Here is a 20,945-nt window from a genome sequence, read left to right as displayed (position 1 = left end):
TACAGTGTTTAATTATTTAATAATACTGCATTCCGCAGTTACCTATCAGGGAAGTGGTCGCAACACTTTCCTGATTTTTTTCGAACTAATTATTATTGTTTTTGACTGATTAAGCTATATCTCTTTTTATCCAGTTTAACTTTAAAGGTGTTCTTTTCTGTTTTAATGGTGATCGGTAGTGTTAGTTGTACCACCTCAATAATATCATTTAAGTGATCATTGTCTATTGTTAAACTGATATTCATATTGTGTAATATATCATTGTTTTCCAGTATGAAATCAACGCCATATCGTTTTTCTAGGGCTGCAAAGAAGTCACTTAAACTATTGTTTTTGAAGTAGAGCACTCCATCCTTCCACGAGGAATAGTTTTTAGTATCAACCTGTGATAAAACAAAATTTCTGTTCTGGATGTTGATAGAGGCTTTTTCACCAGGTTGCAGCATTTTCCTGAAGCTTGGTGCATCATCCATGGTTAATACAACACTGCCTTCTTCAAGCACTACATCAATCGATTGTTTCGTTTCATAGGCATTGACATTAAAGCGTGTGCCAAGTACTGTTACATTCAGGTTGTTAATGTTTAATATGAATTTTTTTGATGATTGCTTGCGCACATCAAAAAAGGCTTCGCCGGTCATGTTGACTGTTCTGTTAAGTGAGAACAATAACGCATTATAGCTGATGCTTGAGTTAGCGTTTAAGTGAACAATAGATGAGTCAGGTAAAATAATTTCGGAATTCTGTCCATGTTTGGTTTGGACAGTTATAATGTTTTCGGACTTATTAATAAAAATATAAGTCGATACTAACAATCCAACTATCAGGACGGAGGCAATTGATAAAGCAACTTTAAGCCATGCATTATTCTTGCCTGGTGTTGAATCAACCCGTTTGTTAACCTTTTGCCAGGCCTTCCATGTCGAAAGCGAAATCATTTTGTTTCCTTCTGCTTTCCACTTATCCTTTTGCTGCTGAAAGAACTTTTGGTTCGACTCATCCTTCCTCAGATATTCCAGGAGAGCATTCTGCTCATCTTTACTTGCTGTACCTTGGAGATATTTTATAATGATTCTTTCCATTGACCGTTTCTATTTCTAATTATATTACCCGGTCGTTGAAAAAAACCCTACCTCATTTTTAAAGAAATGTTAAAAGTCGAGAAAAAAAGTAATGAGAAGCCCCAGGGCGGGAAACTTTTTTTCGAGGTGTTCGCGTAGTTTTACTTTAGCAACAGCAATGTGTTTTTCAACCGCTTTGATGGATATATCCAGCTTTTCAGCTATTTCCTTTTGCTTGAAACCCTCGATCTTGTTTAGTAAAAATACTTCCTTGCATTTGGGAGGTAAACTATCCAATGCAGCATGCAATTCAGTTATTAAAAGTTCTTCGATCGACTCTTCCTCTTCGCCCAGAAAGTCATAATGGCTTAAAAACTGAAGTTTTTCTGTTTGAAGCTGGTCAATGTGCGATAAGTAAGTTTGGTGGTCGCGCAAATAGTTTAAACACCTGTTGCGAACGGATGTAAACATGAGTGCTTCGATTGATTTACCAGCTTTCAGTTCACTACGCTTATTCCAAAAATTGATAAAAGCTTCCTGCACTATATCATCGGCTATTTCCCGGTTGGGAATGAACAAACTCGCATAATTCAATAGGCGCATATACGACTGCTGGAAAAATTGTTCGAAAGCTTCCTTATTGCCTTGTGCTATTAAATTAAGATGTTGTTCTTCAGTGGTCATAAGCCGTTTCTTAATCAAGAAGTTGCCAAAGGTAATAAATCTAATCAGCTTTTTGTAATGGACAAATAGGAGATACGATGATAAGGAGAAATGCGTTAAAATATAAAGAAAACGAGCCCTAAGGCTCGTTTTCACAAAGTATGGTGTGAATTATTTTTTCGTTTGTTCCAGCACTGATGTTGCTGTAGCAATAATACTTGAAACATCTGACATATTGGAAGGAATAATCATAGTATTGTTGGTTTTAGCCAATTTACCAAATTCACCTAAATACTGTTCGGCAACACGAAGGTTAACGGCATCAATACCACCTTTTTCATTAATAGCCAATGCAATTTCGCGGATACCTTTAGCGGTCGCCGATGCTACAAATTCGATTTCGGCGGCTTTACCTTCTGCTTCGTTAATACGTTTTTGTTTTTCACCTTCCGATTTGGCAATTAACTCTTGCTTATCTCCCTCGGCCACGTTGATTTTAGCTTGTTTCTGACCTTCCGATTCGGCAATCATGGCACGCTTTTCACGTTCTGCACGCATTTGCTTTTCCATGGCGTCTTTAATACTCTGAGGTGGCGTAATGTTTTTTACTTCGTAGCGCGTAATTTTAACTCCCCATGGGTCACTGGCTTTATCAACGGCCTCAACAATGCTGGTATTTATGGTTTCGCGTTCTTCAAAGGTTTTATCCAGGTCCAGGCGACCAATTACACTACGCATGGTTGTCTGAGCAATCTGAATAGCCGCAAAGCCATAGTTGTCAATTCCATAAGAGGCTTTTTTAGGGTCAATAATCTGTAGGTATAATACGCCATCTACTTCTACGGCAATATTATCTTTAGTGATACATGATTGCGAAGCGACATCAATAGCGGCTTCTTTTAAAGTGTGTTTGTACGATACCTTGTCAAGGAATGGCATTAAGAAATGAAATCCTGCAGTTAGTGTTCCATTGTACTTACCCAATCGTTCAACGATATAAGCTGAACGTTGCGGAACAATTTTAATACAAGAAATAAGAATGATTGCAACTATAACAATAACTGCAATTAAAACAATACTTTGTGCATCCATAAAAATGTAAATAATTAGTGGTTAAAATAATTCTTAAGCAGGCTCAACTTCAAGGATGAGACCAATTTTTCTGATGATTTTGACTTTTGCGCCGGCAAATATATCCTCACCGGCAGAGGCCGTCCATGTTGTACCTTTAAACTCTACTTTTCCATCCGAGTCGGGACGGATGTTACTGATGCATTCTCCAATTTCTCCAGCAAACTCTTCATCCGGATCATCAACCAAATCAGGCATTTTGTAGAGCTTCTTGAGCAGGAATGAACGCAGCAATACAAGCGATAATATCGATGTAGAACAAAAAATGAGAAATTGCATCGCCAGAGAAGGTTCAAATAGATAAACACATAAAGCAGTTATCCAAGCTCCAACGCCAAAAAATAAGATAAATACTCCGGGAATGATAAATTCGAGGATTAGCAGAACTGTACCAACGATAAACCAGATGACGGCTGCATTTGATAAGATTTCCATGATTTCAATGTGTTTGGTTTAGTAAAACTAAATATAGGTATTTTTAATAATGTGGCAATGGTGTTTGACCATAATAAAAGTTAAAAAAAGAGGCTCTGTTGAGCCTCTCTGTACTAACCTGAGTTCGATTTAAATTTCAGAATTCGATTACAAAGTTATTTGTCCATTATGTCTCTAGCCTGATGAAATACAGCTAGTCCACCGGTTGATGTTTCTTTGTAAATATTGGGTAAGTCGTGGCCAGTCTGTTTCATGGCTTTAACAACTTCATCAAAAGTTATCCGGTGGCGCCCATCCGACAGCAAAACATAGGTATTGTGGTTTAAAGCTCGTGCTGCAGCAAAGGCATTTCTTTCAATACACGGTATTTGTACCAAGCCGGCAATAGGATCGCAGGTTAAGCCCAAGTGATGTTCTAGCCCCATTTCTGCAGAGTATTCAACCTGGTAGATTGTTCCGCCAAATAATTGAGTAGCGGCAGCTGAAGCCATCGCACAAGCTGTTCCTACCTCGCCCTGGCAACCAACTTCAGCACCTGATATAGATGCATTGTATTTAACTAAATTACCGATAAGCCCGGCTGTAGCCAGGGCTCTCAAAATCTTCTTGTCAGACGTTTCGTAATAGCTTTCAACAAACTTAAGAACGGCAGGTAAAACACCGCTGGCTCCACATGTTGGTGCTGTTACGATGGTTCCGCCAGCTGCATTTTGTTCCGAAACGGCTAATGCATAGGCAAATATCATCGAGCGTCGTTCCATACGGCCGCTGAAGTTTTTAGCTTTGGTATAGTATGAAGCTGCTTTTCGTGGCAGTTTAAGTGCGCCGGGTAATACGCCCTCTTCATCCAATCCTTTTTTAATGGCGGATTTCATTACTTTCCAAACCTTTTCCAGGTAAGTCCATATTTCAGGGCCTTCAACATCTTCAACATATTCCCACAGATGTTTTCCATTGGTATCGCACCATTTTAATATATCATCCAACGATGTGAGTTCATAAACAGTTTGCGTTTCTTCTTGTGTGAAGTCATCAATAACGGTTCCTCCACCTACGCTGTAGGCTGTCCATCGGTCAATTTCTTTCTTGTTATTATCAAAGGCATAAAAAGTCAATGCGTTGGAATGACGGGGTAGAAACTCATCGGGCTTCCATTCGACAGTGAGCGTCAAATTTTTCTTTTCGAACACCTGTTCAATGGCGAAGTCAGTTAAGTGGCCTTTACCGGTAGCTGCCAGGCTGCCATAAAGCGTTACTTTGTATGATGCAGCATCTGGTTGTCGAACAATAAACAATTCAGCCGCTTTTTTGGGGCCCATTGTGTGGCTGCTTGAAGGTCCGCTGCCAATCTTAAATATCTCTCTTATTGACTCCATCATGTCCTTTTGTTTTAATATGGCAAATGTACGTAAGGCGGATTTAGCGAACTACTTCTCTTCGACAAAAGATCAATGCTTCTAACCTGATTTTTATCAACTTTAATTGTTGTCTTAGTCTTGAATTACAGAAAAGTATCGGTTAAATTTATAACAAACAATCCTCCATACAATGAAAAATCCAATACCTAATCAGTTTATTTACGATGTTGTCAATCAGCTCAAAATTAATCCAAAACAAACAGAAGCTAACGGTTCCTGGTCAAAAATGCTATTTTCAGGTAGTCATTTATGGATGGATACAGGCGATTATGAGGCTGCCAATCGCTTGTGGACAAATGACTTTTCGGCATTGACAACTAATAACACGCTTTTGAATGCCGAAGTGCAAAAGGGTGTTTATGATTCTTTTATTAAACAAATAGGCGCTCAGCTTAACGGGATGACTCAGGATGAAGAAGTGGCTGAAGTGGCATTCTGTCTTAATGCTATTCATGGTTTATACCTGGCAAAATCATTTAACTGTAAGGTGAGTGTTGAATTGCATACTAATTATGCTCATGATGCTGAATTGACCTACGTGGTAGGAAAGCGATTGTTTGAGTTGTGCAAAGAGCATTTTATCATTAAAGTGCCTTTTTCACCGGCAGGTTTAATCGGTGCTCGTAAACTACACAATGACGGTATTCCGGTTAATATGACCCTGTGTTTTAGTGTTCGGCAGAATGTGTTGGCAAGCATGATTGCTAAACCAGCTTATTCCAATGTTTTTGTGGGTAGGGTAGGTGCATACTTTGCTAATAATGGTTTTACAAGTGCAGGTGATATTGGAGAGAGGGTAACCGCTGAAACCCAAAAGTGTTTGCGGAAAGTAAATGAACGTGGCTATGCCAACACCAAGTTAATAGCTGCCAGCATTCGAACGGTTGAGCAGCTTAATGCTTTGGTTGGAACGGATGTTTTGACAATTCCGGTTAAAGTGGTTGAAGCGTTTAATGCACAAACTCAAGTTGCCGAACCAAAGATGATTGCTCCGAGTGATGCCTTAATCAAGCAACTCAATCTTAAGCATCTTTGGCAAGTAAGTGATCAGGAAAGGGAAGTCGCAGTTAAGTTATCGTCTAAAGTTCCTCCTAGCCCTGAGGTTTTAATAGAGCTTTTTCATAAATATGGTTGCCATGATGTTTTTCCAGAGTTGAGTCAGAGCGAAGTTGTACAACTGGAAGAGGATGGAAAGATTCCACATCATAATAAATGGAGTGGACGAATTGAAAATTACAAAATTGGGATTGATACCTTATTAAATATGGCAGGCTTATCTGCCTTTAAGAAAGACCAGGCTGCACTGGATGCCAGAATTCAAAAATATTTATAAAAAAGGGGCTTAACAATTTAAAGTTAAGCCCTCTTCGAATATATTATTCTGTTTCAAATTCAGTAGGACTATCAGCCGGTTGAACTTCACTCAAAGGCTTCAGGTTAGAAGGTATTTCTTCATTAACTTCATCCCCTTTAAAATATGGGAAAAAATCTAAGATTGGACTTTCGGCAATGGCATTAATGTCAAAATCAACCGTCATACCGCCCATGCCCTGATGAATTTTGTCAAAAGCATCTTTAACATCGCTGGCCAGTACTAATATTTGATTACTTACCTTTTTCTCTTTACCCGATTTTTCGTCGACAGAAGCAAATGAGATTTTACTTTTGTACCAGATGTCGCCATCTTCGTTTTCAAAAATCTCGGTGTAATTAGCTTTTCGAATGTTGGTAACAACAAATTCGCCACGAATCATCGATTCCATTTCTTTATAGATTCTAGATTCAGCTTCTGTAAATGATACGGCATCAATCAAGTATGTTTCGCTTACTTTTTTTTCTTTTCCAGATTGTTCATCAATCTTCTCGTATTTGACTTTGCACTCGAATAAATTCTGCATGATAATATTTTTTACCGGGCAAAGATAAAATAGAAATACACTTGGCAGAAAGTTATTTGATAAAACCTGGAAAGATGCAGTCTGTAAATTGTGTTAGGTGCAGAAAGAGAGAAGAATAGATTTTAGAATACTTCAGCAAATGTGATGTAAACACCATTTTCTCCTTTAGCAATACCATAGTCCACACGGATGTTCATTCGCGGCTGCAGCTCAGCTCTTAAACCAACACCGCCATTAGGAAGCCAGTGTGTGAAAGTTTCTATTGTGGAAGCCACAGAACCGGTTCCCAGCCATACAACGTAACCAAATCGACTGTTGTAATTATTTTTTTTATTGAGGGTTTTTCGCTTAAACATGTGACGATATTCAACCGTTGTAAACATCATGTTATCGTCTCTGAATCGTCCCATTGTATAACCTCGCATGTTTTCAAGCCCACCAAGCATCGATTTGTCAGTCCACGGGGTTGAACCACTGAATGTAAACCGGCTTTTAAACTGCCAGGCAAGCGTTCTTCGCTCTCGTCGTATGGTTTTGTAGTGTCTGTAATCCAGTTCCAGGATATTATAGTCGGTTTCGCCTCCAAAGAAATTATCATAAGCGGTAAAAATTCCACTAATAAAAAAACCATCATATGCGTTCTGTACAAAATCACGCGAATCGTAATCGATTTCTATTCCAATGCCCGTGTTAAATATGTCGGTACCACCCTCTTTGACATGTATGTCATTTTGCATTAATGGATTCATGTCCTCGGCGCGGGTTCTATTAATATCTACCACCAGGCCTACAAAAATATCTTTTCTTGTACGAAACATTAACCGTTGGTAGAATCGCCAGTAATTACGCTTGTAAGCAGTTGTGTTTTCTCCTTGCGGTATTGTGTCTCCATTTTGAAAGCCAATTCCCCAATAATTATCAGGCATATCACGCAATTGAAATTCACCGATTGAACGAATGTTATCATTTTTCCAGTAAATGACATTGATAGCTTTTACCGCAAAAGAACCATTGGTACTGTATCCGACAGAAAATGGGATGGATGATAAATTTAAAAGCTTGTCTTTATACGTTTTAAATGTGATTAAACCTCCGCCTGATAGAAGCCATTCCGTTTCAGGAGTGTAGGAAGGTGCTACATACGGCATTATCTTAAAGGAATTTCCTTCATATTCAGCAAAGCGTAGTGAGTCGAGATTATTAAGAATTTTATTACTTAAAGAATCGACTTGTGCATAGGAAGAAAGTAAACATACTGCCGTTAGGGCTAAACAAAAAAGTAGCTTTCTCACGATATTTCTTGTCAGGAATATTAATTGATTCAAAGATAGTGAGAAAATGTGAAAAAACTTTATTTTTTAAAGCGCACAAAATCAGTTCATTAAGGTTGTGTTTGTAGAAAAATTGAATTTTTTTGAAAAAAATTCAGATTTAGAGTACGTCCACTTGTAATATGGGTTGTCTTAATGATGTAAACAAAAATAGATTTGATTATGAATGCTAAAGCGATCAGGCGTAATTTGTACAAAGTTTTAAGAAAAACTGGTGTGCCTAAGAACCGAATTAGTGAAGAAGCATCGCTACGTGATGAACTATTTGTTGATGAATTAGACATGAATTGTTTCTTATTTTATTTAGAAACGCGTTTTGATGTAGCTATTCAGAATGAAGAGCTACCGCAATTAACTTCTGTAAAATCAACCATTGATTATTTGCAGAAACATTGCGCATAAGATTTTTTCAATGACCAATCCCATGAGGTTGTTTCCAAGCTAAGACAATAAAACCACTCATTTTATCGTCCCATCAACTTAATTGGAAACAACCTTAGTTTTTTTAAACACTTTCTCTAGCGATTCATCCGGCCGGATGATGTTGTAGTTTTTCCAAAACTGCTCGTCTGTCTCTTTTATTTGATCTGCCAATACAAATCGTGATTTGTATAGCTCAGATGGTTTAAGTTTGTATTTACCATTAACCTCACAGTCGCTAATCAGAAGTTCGGTAGTTGCCGTAAATTCAGAATTTATCTTATGCTTTCTCTCGTTTATTTTAACAACGATTTCGCCTTTAATCCGGTTTAATATCCATTTGTCCTGTAATTTTCGATAGTCGATAAAGTAGGATGCCTTCATCGGTTTTACTTTAATTTTGCGAGATGCCTTCCGGATGAGTGAGCGTCCGCTGCTGCGCAAGGCCCGGTTCGTTAGATGAAATTCGCTTCTAACCAAAGCATAACTATCGGCATGGATGTATAAGATGCCATAATAAAGCAAATCACCATCGTCTGTTAGTGGCTTGAATTTAACTTTGTACACAATCTCTTCGTCCAAAACGTCAATACCATCATAATTATATTTATAAAGTTCGTTATCAGCTGAGAAGAAGTCCTGGTAGCGGGCTATATCAACACGCGAGAACTGAAATGGTCCGCCTTCCAGCTTAAAATCTACAAAATCCATCGATTGCAGGTCATTTTTCTTACGACCTTTGATGAATTTAACGCGTTCCATACTTGATGGCTTAGCATATGATGGTTTAATTATCTGGATAATGGCCTCTGAAACCTGAACGTATGCGCCGTCTTGTTTAATCGATTCGCGGAAAAAACCTTCAAGCACACATTGTTGATTAATGTAATTTTCTGGATAGTGATTTTGTAATTGTTCAATTATTTTAAGAGGATCTTTATAAGTAACCTCTATTTCATTGAGCTGGATAGATGTTGGTTGAAGTTCAATGTTAATCAATGAATCATGTTGTGGAACATTAAAATACGAGGTATGGTATCCCAGAAATGAAAATGCCAGTTGTTCGCCTGCATAATGGGAGGGAAGCTTAAACTCGTATTGCCCCTGGTTATTGGTGATGGATCCTAAGGGCTTACCCATAACTGTTACGTTCACCAGCGGAAGTGTTGTGCCATCGTCCTTATCATAAACAGTTCCGATTAACCGAATTGATTTTTCCTTCTGAATGGCCGTTTCAAGGGTTTTGCTAATTATAATCTGGCCATTCAAATAGCTGATATCAACGTTTTGATGGACCAATACCTCCTGAACAATTTGTAAGGCATGTTTATTTTGGAAGTTAGCATTGATAACGCTATCGTGTGGTATTGCATTTACATCATACGCTATGTCGATAGAAGTATGGTTTGTAAGTGAGTCAAACAGCGCCTCTATGGTGATTTTTTGTTGTTTAAACGAAGTAACCTGGCTATTAGCATTGATAAATAAGCAAAAAAAGTAAACGAGTAAAACGTATTTACTATTCAAAAGCTTAATCATTGGTGCTGTTTAATGTTGATTTTGGGTTATCAGATGTTATTACAATATATTATTTTTTTACTAATTGTAGGTGTTATTACTAATGGATTGCCGAAATATGGTAGGTTCCATTTTGTTTATTGTACTTTAAATTAAAGGATGTACAAACCGCATCCAGCACATGCTCAAGCGAATACTGACTGAATGTTCCATTGAAAACTTTATCATTAATTCGAAGTGATTCGTCAATTTCGATAGTAATATGATAGGTTTGTTCAATGGTTGACAGCACTTCTGTCAGTGCAGTGTTATCAAACTCTATTTCTTTAGTTTTCCAGGCTTTATAGTTTGGCGTAAATACCTTACGTGTTGCCAGCTTATTTGATACAGTGGAGTAATTGGCTGCATCACCAGCCTTTAATATGACATTGTAATCTGCTTGTTTGGCATTCACTCTAACTTTTCCGCTTGAAACAATTACTTCTGAATCGGTGGTGTTTTTATAAGCCTTTACATTAAATGATGTTCCCAGTACTTTAATGTTTAGTTGATCGGTTTCAATAATAAATGGTTTTTCTTCATTTCTTGTCACATCGAAAAAAGCTTCTCCAATTAGTTTGACCTGTCTAACATCAGAACTAAAACTTTCTGGATAAATTAATTGACTGCCAAAATTCAAATCGACAATTGTACCATCAGGCAAAACTACTTGCTCGATGCTTTGTGCGGTGGTAATCGTAATTTCTTGTTGTTGAGAGAAAAGACCAAAGAAAACACTTGTAGCCAATGCTATGAGTAAAATGGCTGCAATGGCACCCAATAACTTAATATGACGAATTCGATTGTTTTGCATTTGAGAACGTACATTTTTCCATGCTCCATCCGTGTCAATATCGTTTAAGGCTTGAGCGTAGTGTGCATCTCCCCATAGCTTTTTTACTTGCCTTTCAATATCCGGATTTTTGGACAGTTCTTGTTGTAACTTTAAATGCTCTTCAGCATTCAGTTCTCCCGACACATCTTTGGCCAACAATTCCCAACTGATATTTTCATTCTCGTTCTTCATCATTCTCACAATTAAAGCATTATTAATAACGCGATGGTTGCCAACAATTGCTTTTTAAGAGGTTGCAATTGCTCCCTCAGGTACTTGAGTGCTTTACCCATTTGCACTTCAACTGTTTTTGGCGATATATTTAATTTTTCAGCTATTTCTCTGTATTTCAACCCATCCATTCGACTCATTTTAAAAATGCGACGGCGCTGTTCGGGTAGTTCTTCAATTACATTATTAATGCGTTGCAAATACACGTTTTCATTAAAAGTCATCCAAACAGCTTCATCTTTAGCATCATTTATTTTTTCATATTCACGTACCACTTGCTGATGTTTCAACTCGTTGGTACATTTGTTGCGAACGGCCACTACTAAAAAGCCTTTTAATGAACGTATCTCAATTTCCCGTCTTTTTTCCCACATTTTTACAAAAACACTTTGTACAATACTTTCTGACAGGTCTTTGTCGCCCAAATATTTTTGAGCCAAAAGCACTAAATGTGGATAATAATTTTTAAAAACCAATTCAAAGGCCGTTTCGTCACCAGCCTTTATCTTTTGTAAAAGCTTATAATCTTGATTATTGACGTCTAATTGTGTGGCCATCTACAATTGGTTTATTAAAGGACACTCAGCATGAGTTTTTCCCTTACCCAATTTACATTTTTTTTATGGCACGAATGAAATATAGTTAAACTAATCGTTTAGCCACGAGAATGTGGTAAGCACAGCAGCCTGGTTTGAAGGAAATCCATTGGGATGGTTCGTCATTACAGTGCTTTGGGTGGGAATGATTTTATTTCCTTTGTAATAAATAAAGCTTGTCCTGTTGGGAAGCATGGTGTCACCTCGAAGTGGACGCGTATGTCCCGGATGTTTTGTTTCGTTGGGGTATAAAATGCGAAAAGAATCGTGTAAACCCTTTTTGAGGAAGTTAACACTACTTGGAAATTCAATGGCAAAGCCCAATTTGTTTGATACATTTGCTTCTGTCCAATCCAAGTGCGAACCACTGTTGAAGTCACCGCCAATGATAATAGGTTTTTCATTGGCCATTTGGATGAAAGGGCTTAATTCACTTAAAAGGAAACGACTTTCTTTTCCCCGCGTTTCAGCTTCCCATTTATAAATAGAGTCTACTTGAGCGGCTTGGGAACCTATGTAGCTATCGAGCATAGGCTCTTCACTCAATCTTATTGGGCAGGCAATTAGTGTGTTTTTATCATCCAGAGCCACTTCAATACAAGCCGAAACATTGGAATTAAACACGTTATGCGTGTTAACGATAGGAAAACGGCTAAGCAGGCACAAATTATCACTTCTTTTGTATAACAAATAGTTGAGTTCATCAGCAATTGATATGCTGGCTTTATCTGCCTCTTGCAGGAAAACAAGATCAGGATTAGCATCTCTGATTAGCTCAATGATTCGTTGAATGCCCACATATCGTCCATCGTGAATGCCATCGTCCCAGAGGTTCCAGGTCATCACTTTTATGGTTTCATCAGCTTCGTGTTTATGAATCTTTATATTGTTTTTCTGTTTGGCAATGGCTTTTATTTCATCATCGTTGATCACACGAGCCCATACCATTAAATCATCAATGTAGCCATTGAATAAATCTGTTTCATCGGTGTTAATGCTATCGTTGCCAATGATTATGGTTGGGTTATTTACTTTAAAAACTATGCCTGGAAGCGAATAGATAGCAACATTTTTTCCATTGTGGTATAATCTGGCTTCTTGCTTATTGGCGTTGTACGAAAAAGCCAGTTGATGCCAGTTGTTATCATTGATTCGCTGTTTTGTTGTGGGTTTATAATGCCATTTTTCAAGTCCATCAGAAAAGCTCCACTGCCAGGCACCGTTGGCTTGCGTTTGTATTTTCCAGCCTTTCCAGCCAAGTGAATCGTTTTTAGTGTGTGATAAAATGGTGTATGATTCTGGATCGTTAGGATGCTTCTTTACCCAGCACGATATTGTAAAACCATTATAATCATGAAGTGAAAAATTGTCGTTGAGTTTTACTGACAGAGCTTTACGACTAGCTGCATTTAAAGATAAGTCAACGCATGTGTCTTTTTTTTCAAATGCATAAGACACAGACTGTGGGCCGTAAATGGCAGTTGTTGCCATTCCGGTATTTTTAAGTGAGTTATTAAAATTAAAAGCAATGATTGGCTTGCCTACTTGTACTTGTTTTTCACACGCAACAATGCCGGTGAATACCAGTAAAGCAATAAACAGTCGATAAAATGCTTGCATATAATTTAATTTGGTTTCTCAAAGCCTTCAACATCAACTGCTTTATTTGTACTTAGTTCTTGCAAAATAGTTTCCAATTCTTGCGATAATTCTTTGAAATGCTCATTAAATTCGGGATGACCATTTTTATAATCATGCTCTGTTTTAATGGCTAGATCATATAATTTTGGAGCTGAGATGGTACCTGATATACCTTTGAACGAGTGTAGCATCCGTTCTGCTACTTCACGTTCAGACTCTCTTACATTATTAAATTCAGTCATAAAATTAAGGTGATCGAAATAGAAGCGCTGCAAAAGTCGCTTAAAAAAGTCCCAGCGATTAGCAAATCGTTTCACACCTTCGTGAACATTGATACCTTTTATTTCTGGCAGATTATTGCTCGACTCATGTATCTCAATTATAGGCTTTTCTTTAATGGCAATAGGTTTGCGTTTATGCCGCTTTCCACCTCGTCTTTTTTCAACCCACTTTAATATTTTCTTGTAAACCTGTTCCGGGTCTATGGGTTTGGCAATCATATCTACCATGCCGGCGTTGAGGTATTTCTTTTTAATTCCACCAATAGCATCGGCCGTCATTGCAATAATTGGCAAGCTGGCATGGTCTTCCATGTTAAGAATGCCTTTGGTGGCATCAAAACCATCCATTACAGGCATCTGAATGTCCATTAGTACGAGATCGAAGAAATTGGCACCTCCATCTTTAACGGCAGCAATGGCCTCTTCCCCGTTCGATACAACGTCAACACTTACACCTGCTAATTCGAGCAGTTCTATTCCAATTTGTTTATTGGTTTCATTGTCCTCAACTAAAAGCACTTTAACATTCTCTTGTTCGCGCAACTCGTTGAGGTATAGTCCTGGTTCTTTCTTGCGCCATGATGATTTTGTTTTTTCTTTGCCAAAAGCTTCCAGACAGGCGTCGTGCAAAGTTGAGAAGTTAAGCGGCTTGATAATAGAGCCTACAGTATTGTTTTTTATAAAGGATTGTAATTCGTTATCCTGACCAAAGGCACTGATTAATACCAACGTTGGAATTTTTTGCGTGTTGTTGACGTATAGCTCCTGTGCGGCATGTTTAAATTTACTACCTTTCAAGTCCCAATCTGCAATAATTAAATCAACAGGCTCTGTTTGACGACTCTCGACTAGTTTTAGAATAGCAGCATCGCTTCTTCTTACTAAAGTCACTTTAAAATTAAGTAACTCCAGCATGTCTTTAATTATTGAAGAGGTAGCCGGATGGTTATCGAGAACAAGTACGTGCTTGTTAGCTAAATCTTCCGGAGGAATCAATAAATCACGTTTTTGAGCCTTCTGTTTGCCGGCTTTCATGGTGAAGAAGAATGAACTTCCTTCTCCATATTCACTTTCTGCCCAAATGCGGCCTCCCATTAACTCGGATAAGCGTTTGCAGATAGCCAGCCCTAAGCCTGTACCACCATATTTGCGCGTGGTAGAAACGTCAGCTTGCGAGAAGGAGTCAAACAAATATTCCTGTAATTCTTCCTTGATGCCGATACCTGTATCTTTCACTTCAAACAGTAATTCCACCTCCTCATCATCTTCCTGTAGTACCAATACGCTGGTCACAATTTCTCCGGTATTGGTGAATTTGATGGCGTTATTAACCAGGTTAACCAGTATTTGCGATAAACGTAAGGGGTCGCCTATAAGGTTTAATGGTACGTCGGCATGCAGGGCATATATAAAGTCTAATCCTTTTTCGTGTGCTTTATATGCCACCATATTGCTTAAATCATCAAAGACCTGCTCTAAGTCGTAATCAATTTCTTCCAGAGCCAATTTGCCGGCTTCTATTTTTGAGAAATCGAGAATGTCGTTGATAATGCCAAGTAAAGATTTCGAACTTCCTTGTATTTTTCGCAGGTAATCAGCTTGTCCGGGGTTGCTTTCTTTTTCGATGGCTAGATGAGTCCAGCCAACAATGGCATTCATCGGTGTGCGTATTTCGTGACTCATCCTGGCCAGGAAATCACTTTTAGCTCGTGTGGCGGCCTCGGCATCATCTTTGGCTTCTTTAAGCAGCACTGCATCTTTTTCTTTAGCAATGGCAATACCTAATGTAACAGTATAGGCTCTGAAGATGGCCCGGTGCGATTGAACCCAATGCATGCCTTTGTCGGTGTTTCCGAAACCGATAAAGCCCCAGAAAGTATCCCTCGCAAAAACAGGAACAATCAACAAGCTTTCTAGTCCTAACTCATCGAATAGGAATTGCTCTTCTGGAATAAAGTCATCTTTAAACCCACTAATATCTTTTTTGTCGGATAAAAAGTGAAACCAGCGCGAACCTATCTGGTTATATTTTATATGGCTCAAATTTGAGCGTTCAATCGGTTTTATTTTATCGATCTGCCATTCGTACATGTGTGTGGCAGTTGGTTGCTTATTGCCTTGCGAAAGGTCATTCTTAAATATGAAGGCATGATCGACCATGGCACTCTGAGCCACAATACGTAACGATTTTTTAATAGCCTCAATGGAATCCTGATTGACAATGAGTTCTTTAACAGCCTCGGCTACACCTTCAAGGAAACGATCGCGCATCATTACCTCCGAAATTGCTTCTTTAGTGGCTGTAACATCAATCATTACACCCTGCAGGTAATGTCCGCCATCACTTTGCTTTACCGACATGCCTTTTTCGTGCAGCCAGCGCATCTCACCTTTAACATCGGCAATGCGGTATTCTACTTCGTATGAGTGGTTGCGCAATACCGCTTGTTTAATGGTGTCTAAAACGCGTTCTCGATCATTCTCAAAAATGAGGTTGGTAAATGTTTGTACACCATCAAGGAAGTTTTCGGATTCAAAACCGGTTACTTTGCTAAAGCCACTGCTTAAAAACAGCATGGTGCGGCTATCGTCTAGCAAACCGGTGAAAACAATACCCGGAACGTTGGTAACAATGTTTCGGTAATTTTCACGACTTTTCTCAAGGTCGCGCAGCGCTTTATTGAGCTCTGTAATGTCGGTTGAGATGCCACAAATAGCTTGTATTTCACCTTTCTTATTTCTGATCGGGAATTTATTGGATAAGAAATAGCGTTTGCCGGCTCTTAATTCAATTTCTTCTTCGTACTGAATAGGTACTCCATTGTTAATAACCTGTAAATCCAGTTCGCGGGATTCATCGGCAAGTTTTTTATTGAATAAAGCGTCACCTTTTTTACCAATAACCTCTTCCTCCGTCATGCCAACTTCATCGCACCAGTTTTGATTCACCAAAGAGTAGTGTCCGTCCAGATCCTTTACATAGATAAGTGCTTTAGAGTTGTTAATGATATCATCGAGCAAGCGACGGTTATCTTCAATAGCATTTTCAGCATGGCGCCGTTTACGTTCGTCAGAGGTGATGGTGAAAATAAAGAATCGAAGTACCAGTAGTCCTGCCACGATAGCAACCAGCACCAATATAACCAGGAAATTGAGACTTAATTCGCCCCATTTGTTCAACATTTGCGACTGAATAACGGATGCCTTTTCAGCATTCTCTTGCAAGATGAGGGCATTTTCACGAAGCGATTTTTGCTCAGTATTGATGTTGTTGACAAGGTCAATCGTTCGCATTATGGTTTGTTCATAATGTCGTAAATGAGCCCTGAATTGTTTCATGTAACTACGAGCGTCAATATTGTTTATCTGGTTTTCGATGATGAAAGTTAGGTTGAGTGTTTTGTCAAACAAACTTTCAAGCGAATCTCGTTTGGTGGCCCTAATGTTATCAATGCTTATGCGGGATTGTAATGAACGAATAGTTATCAGGTAGCCGTGTGCTTTGTTATAGTTAGTTATAGCTTCAGCTTGTGATTTGCGGTTTTGGGTCAGCCACTCTTTTAATAAGCGCTGCTGTGTAGCTTCTTCCTTTTCAATAACATTAAAGATGCTGTCAGTCTTGAAGACCAAATTGTTGTAATAGCTATGCAATTGAGCATAAAGCTTAAAATCTTTGTTGAAAGCAGTAATATGATCGAGCATGGGAGCCAACATTTTTTTAGTATTAGGATTGGCTTCTGATTGGCTTATCTTCTGTAAACGATTACTAATGCTTAATGTCAAAGAGTCAACATTATGAATGAGGGCTGGGTCGCCAGATATTAATGCGCGTTTTTCATTGAGTCGTAGGTGATAGATGTTGTCTTGCAGGCGGTTAACCTGCTCGGTGCTGTCAACTACATTCGACAGGCGGCGTATGCCCCGGATACTTAAAAAAGAAACCACCGACATTATCAGGATAATAATGATAAATGCGATGACAACTTTTTTTTGGATCGTATTGGCCATCCCTTTTAATCGAAATTGCGCCATAAAGTTCAAGTTTTCTGTGTTTATGAGCATATAAAGATAGCACAAAATAAGGTCTTGAAAAATGGAGCATTAAATATCGAATAAATAGCTCGGTTAAGCTTATGTTGTTAATGAACGATTGTTATTTTTGAAGAACTAATTTATGACTATGAGAAACAATAACTATTGTCGCCCTTTTCTTATGTATACGCTACTGTTATTTTTGGTGGTTTGGCCTGTTTTTGTGAATGCTCAAATAGCGTCACCCAAGTATGAGATGCGAGGAGTATGGGTAGCCACAGTGGCTAATATTGACTGGCCAAGTAAGCCAGGGCTAAAGGTTAAACAACAAAAAAAAGAGGCACTCGAAATAATAAAGCACTGTAAGGAATTGGGAATGAATACTATTTTTCTGCAAGTGCGTCCTGCTTCGGATGTATTGTATATCTCAGAATTGGAACCATGGTCAAAAGTATTGAGTGGTGAAGCTGGCAAAAAGCCCAAATACGATCCTTTACAATATTGGATTGAGCAATCGCATTTGTATGGTTTAGAGTTACATGCCTGGATTAATCCCTATCGCGCTTCGATGAATTTAAAGGATGAATTGCCGGAGAAGCATCCATTTCACCGTCAGCCAGAATTATTTGTGGAGTATGGTAATAAACTGTATTACAATCCTGGCCATCCCAAATCGAATGAACATATTAATAAAGTGGTGCGCGAATTGGTGCAGAACTATAACATTGATGGCGTCCACATGGATGATTACTTTTATCCATACCCTATTAAAGATGAAACCTTCCCGGATTCTGCCGAGTATCTGAAATATGGTTTGGCCGAGTTTGAGGATATTAATGCCTGGCGCCGTCATAATGTAGATCGAACTATAGAATCCTTGCATACTACTATAAAATCAATTAAGCCTTGGATGCAATTTGGTGTTAGTCCCTTTGGAGTTTGGCGCAATAAAAGCGATGATCCAAGGGGTTCGGAGTCGAGGGCCGGAACCACTAACTACGATGGCTTACATGCTGATATTTTATTATGGATGCAAAATAAGTGGGTAGATTATGTGGTACCACAATTGTATTGGGGAACATCGCATCCGGTGGCAAATTATAATTATCTGTCGGAGTGGTGGAACGAAAACCATTACGATGTACCGGTTTACATTGGTCATGGTGTTTATAAAATAGGAAATGATCAACCTGATTGGCAGGACAAGTCACAATTGCCATATCAGATGAAGAGCGTACGCGATTATCCGAATTTAAACGGGAACGTGTTTTTTAGTTACAAACACTTTAAGCGCGACCTGTTTGGGTTTCAGGATTCGTTAAAGAGTGAGTTTTATCGCAACAGAGCTTTGGTTCCTCATGGTGATAGGGAAAAACATCGAGAGAGTATTGCTGAAATAGGGCAGCTTAAATCGAATTCGAAACGAATAAAGTGGAAGGTAAACAGCACAGACTATTCAAACCGATTTGTTATTTATTTATATCATCCATCGCAGGCATTTGCCCCGGAAAACCCTCAGTTTATATTTGATACTTGTTATAAAAATAAGTACCGTCTGCCAAAGAAAAAAACGAAACTGAAGAAGGAGTATTTGGTTCGTGTGGCAACATTAAACAGGTATGGAGCAGAGGGTGTTTTTAGTCAGCCTGTGCTAATAAAATACTAACTTGATTAGAGCTGAAATTTACGTTAACTTCTCCCCTGTTTTAACTAAAATAGGTTCATTATGAGTATAGTATTAATTGTAATAGGTGTCATTGTTCTGGGCTTGGTTATTTGGTTAATTAGCATCGATGGTTCGTATCATGTTAAAAAGACGAAGGTGATTCATGTGCCTAAAGAGAAAGCTTATGAATTGATTTCTGATTTTAAAACCTGGAAAAGCTGGTCGCCCTGGTTATGTATGGAACCGGATGCAAAAGTGACAATGACCAATGACGGCTTGGGTGTTGGAGCCATTAATAGCTGGATTGGAAGCTTGGTTGGCTCTGGCGAAATAGAGCACCTGGAGTTAATGGAAAATGAGTCTATTCGACAGGAAATACGTTTCTTGAAACCATTTAAATCAAAGTCGGAAGTTTATTGGCAATTTAATGATGCCGACGGTGGTTGTGAAGTGACGTGGGGCATGAAAGGTGCAATGCCGTTTTTCTTAAAGTTTATGGCTAAGCAAATGGAACCATGGATTGGTATGGATTATGAGCGGGGCCTGAAAATGATTAAAGACTTGATGGAAAAAGGTAAAATAAACTCAGTAGTTACTTTAGAAGGTGTTTCAGAACTGGATAGTTTTGAATTTGTTGCCATTAAAGAAACCTGCTTAATGAATGAGGTTGGTGAGTCCATGAAAGCTACTTTTGCTAAAATTAATGCCTTGTGCGAAACTGAAAAGGTAGAACCGGAAACGGCTTTTTCTATCTACCACAAATTTGATTTTACCGATCCTGAATGTACCTATTCATCCGGAGTGCCTGTGAAGAGTGATTTGATGCCTGGAGATGAATTTTATAAGGACCGCTATCCAAAAATACGAGCCATTAAAGTGCTGTTTAAGGGAGATTATGAGCATTTGGGTAATGGTTGGGCGGCTGCCTACAGCTATCTGCGTTACAAGAAGTTAAAAGCCAATAAAAAAATAGACCCGATTGAAGTGTATTTAAATGACCCAATTATAGTGGTAGACCCGGCAGATTGGTTGACGGCTATTTATATTCCGATAAAATAATAAAAAGTATTCCTAAAATTCTTCCCTTTTTGCCCACGCAAAAGGGGAAGTACACCGCTAAATGCGGTGGGATGGGGTAGATTGAATTTATCCTTTTAAAATACCTTGCTGTTTTAATGTTTTCTCAACGTCTTCCATCTCGTTGTAAAAAGCCTCGCCATATTTTCTGATGATGGGTTCTTTCAGAAACTTATAGACCGGCACACCCAATTGGCTGCCAAGTTCTCTTGCCGGATGACAAATAGGCCAGGTGTGATAGTTTAAGCCTTCAAAATCAGGATACTTAGTCACCCGAATCGGATAGAGGTGACACGAAATGGGCTTCTTAAAATCGATTAGTCCTTCCTGGTAGGCTTTGTCAATGGCGCATTTGCAAATGCCTTTCTCGTCGAAATAGGTGTAAACACACTCGCGGCCATTGATGATTGGTGTCACTTTATCGCCATCCGAATCAACAATCCACTTGCCTTGTTTTTCAATTTCCTGAATCGCTTTCTCAGTCAGAAATGATTTTACAACAGGATAGATTTCTTCAATTTTCTCTATTTCATCATCCTCCAATGGCGCCCCCGATTCGCCTTCAACACAACATTCGCCTTTACATTTGTCGAGGTTGCACACAAACCTTTTTTCAAAAATATCCGTGCTAATTATCTTATCATCAATCTGAATCATCTATCCTTACCTTTT

At 38.6% G+C, this 20,945-nt stretch carries 17 protein-coding genes; 4 read left to right on the top strand and 13 right to left on the bottom strand.

Annotated elements, in window-relative coordinates:
* Window positions 1–92: 92 nt before the first annotated feature.
* From J1N10_RS01645 to J1N10_RS01625, 5 genes are all read right to left on the bottom strand, one after another.
* Complete coding sequence (locus J1N10_RS01645) at window positions 93–1,082, bottom strand: FecR family protein (RefSeq protein ID WP_262324930.1); 990 nt, start codon at window positions 1,080–1,082, stop codon at window positions 93–95.
* Between the two features lie 69 nt (window positions 1,083–1,151).
* Window positions 1,152–1,745, bottom strand: coding sequence for an RNA polymerase sigma factor (locus tag J1N10_RS01640; RefSeq protein WP_262324929.1), 594 nt, complete (start codon window positions 1,743–1,745; stop codon window positions 1,152–1,154).
* Between the two features lie 150 nt (window positions 1,746–1,895).
* The gene (locus J1N10_RS01635) at window positions 1,896–2,816 is read right to left on the bottom strand and encodes an SPFH domain-containing protein (RefSeq protein WP_262324928.1); all 921 of its coding nucleotides are present in this window, start codon (window positions 2,814–2,816) and stop codon (window positions 1,896–1,898) included.
* Between the two features lie 33 nt (window positions 2,817–2,849).
* The gene (locus J1N10_RS01630) at window positions 2,850–3,290 is read right to left on the bottom strand and encodes an NfeD family protein (protein WP_262324927.1); all 441 of its coding nucleotides are present in this window, start codon (window positions 3,288–3,290) and stop codon (window positions 2,850–2,852) included.
* A 155-nt stretch (window positions 3,291–3,445) separates the two neighbouring features.
* Window positions 3,446–4,669 carry an L-serine ammonia-lyase gene (locus J1N10_RS01625; protein WP_262324926.1) on the bottom strand — a complete coding sequence of 408 codons (1,224 nt, stop codon included), beginning with the start codon at window positions 4,667–4,669 and terminating at the stop codon, window positions 3,446–3,448.
* 169 nt (window positions 4,670–4,838) lie between these two features.
* Between J1N10_RS01625 and J1N10_RS01620 the strand changes: the two genes are divergently transcribed.
* Entirely contained in the window at window positions 4,839–6,041 is a 1,203-nt protein-coding gene (locus tag J1N10_RS01620) for a transaldolase family protein (protein WP_262324925.1), read from the top strand.
* A 43-nt stretch (window positions 6,042–6,084) separates the two neighbouring features.
* Here J1N10_RS01620 and J1N10_RS01615 read toward each other — a convergent pair whose 3' ends face one another.
* Both J1N10_RS01615 and J1N10_RS01610 read right to left on the bottom strand, forming a co-directional pair.
* Window positions 6,085–6,606 carry a DUF4494 domain-containing protein gene (locus tag J1N10_RS01615; protein WP_262324924.1) on the bottom strand — a complete coding sequence of 174 codons (522 nt, stop codon included), beginning with the start codon at window positions 6,604–6,606 and terminating at the stop codon, window positions 6,085–6,087.
* A gap of 122 nt (window positions 6,607–6,728) precedes the next feature.
* On the bottom strand, window positions 6,729–7,898 hold the full coding sequence (locus J1N10_RS01610; RefSeq protein ID WP_262324923.1) for an outer membrane protein assembly factor: 1,170 nt from the start codon (window positions 7,896–7,898) through the stop codon (window positions 6,729–6,731).
* Window positions 7,899–8,099: 201 nt separating this feature from the next.
* Between J1N10_RS01610 and J1N10_RS01605 the strand changes: the two genes are divergently transcribed.
* Window positions 8,100–8,339 (top strand): acyl carrier protein, encoded by a 240-nt coding sequence (locus J1N10_RS01605; RefSeq protein ID WP_262324922.1) that lies wholly within the window; start codon window positions 8,100–8,102, stop codon window positions 8,337–8,339.
* A gap of 78 nt (window positions 8,340–8,417) precedes the next feature.
* On the opposite strand, the gene J1N10_RS01600 is transcribed toward J1N10_RS01605, so the two are convergent.
* From J1N10_RS01600 to J1N10_RS01580, 5 genes are all read right to left on the bottom strand, one after another.
* Entirely contained in the window at window positions 8,418–9,896 is a 1,479-nt protein-coding gene (locus J1N10_RS01600) for a carboxypeptidase-like regulatory domain-containing protein (RefSeq protein WP_262324921.1), read from the bottom strand.
* 79 nt (window positions 9,897–9,975) lie between these two features.
* Complete coding sequence (locus tag J1N10_RS01595) at window positions 9,976–10,944, bottom strand: FecR family protein (RefSeq protein WP_262324920.1); 969 nt, start codon at window positions 10,942–10,944, stop codon at window positions 9,976–9,978.
* A gap of 8 nt (window positions 10,945–10,952) precedes the next feature.
* Complete coding sequence (locus tag J1N10_RS01590; protein WP_262324919.1) at window positions 10,953–11,537, bottom strand: RNA polymerase sigma-70 factor; 585 nt, start codon at window positions 11,535–11,537, stop codon at window positions 10,953–10,955.
* A gap of 90 nt (window positions 11,538–11,627) precedes the next feature.
* A complete protein-coding gene (locus J1N10_RS01585) occupies window positions 11,628–13,196 on the bottom strand; it encodes a LamG-like jellyroll fold domain-containing protein (RefSeq protein ID WP_262324918.1) in 1,569 nt (522 codons plus the stop codon).
* Window positions 13,197–13,201: 5 nt separating this feature from the next.
* A complete protein-coding gene (locus tag J1N10_RS01580; protein ID WP_262324917.1) occupies window positions 13,202–17,530 on the bottom strand; it encodes a response regulator in 4,329 nt (1,442 codons plus the stop codon).
* A 148-nt stretch (window positions 17,531–17,678) separates the two neighbouring features.
* Between J1N10_RS01580 and J1N10_RS01575 the strand changes: the two genes are divergently transcribed.
* Both J1N10_RS01575 and J1N10_RS01570 read left to right on the top strand, forming a co-directional pair.
* Entirely contained in the window at window positions 17,679–19,196 is a 1,518-nt protein-coding gene (locus J1N10_RS01575) for a glycoside hydrolase family 10 protein (RefSeq protein ID WP_262324916.1), read from the top strand.
* 60 nt (window positions 19,197–19,256) lie between these two features.
* A complete protein-coding gene (locus tag J1N10_RS01570) occupies window positions 19,257–20,255 on the top strand; it encodes an SRPBCC family protein (protein WP_262324915.1) in 999 nt (332 codons plus the stop codon).
* A gap of 87 nt (window positions 20,256–20,342) precedes the next feature.
* On the opposite strand, the gene J1N10_RS01565 is transcribed toward J1N10_RS01570, so the two are convergent.
* Entirely contained in the window at window positions 20,343–20,930 is a 588-nt protein-coding gene (locus tag J1N10_RS01565; RefSeq protein WP_262324914.1) for a DUF3109 family protein, read from the bottom strand.
* Window positions 20,931–20,945: the final 15 nt, after the last annotated feature.

This window comes from Carboxylicivirga litoralis (assembly GCF_025499605.1).
Taxonomy (GTDB): Bacteria; Bacteroidota; Bacteroidia; order Bacteroidales; family Marinilabiliaceae; genus Carboxylicivirga; species Carboxylicivirga litoralis.
This window is presented reverse-complemented; position numbering and strand designations above follow the sequence as displayed.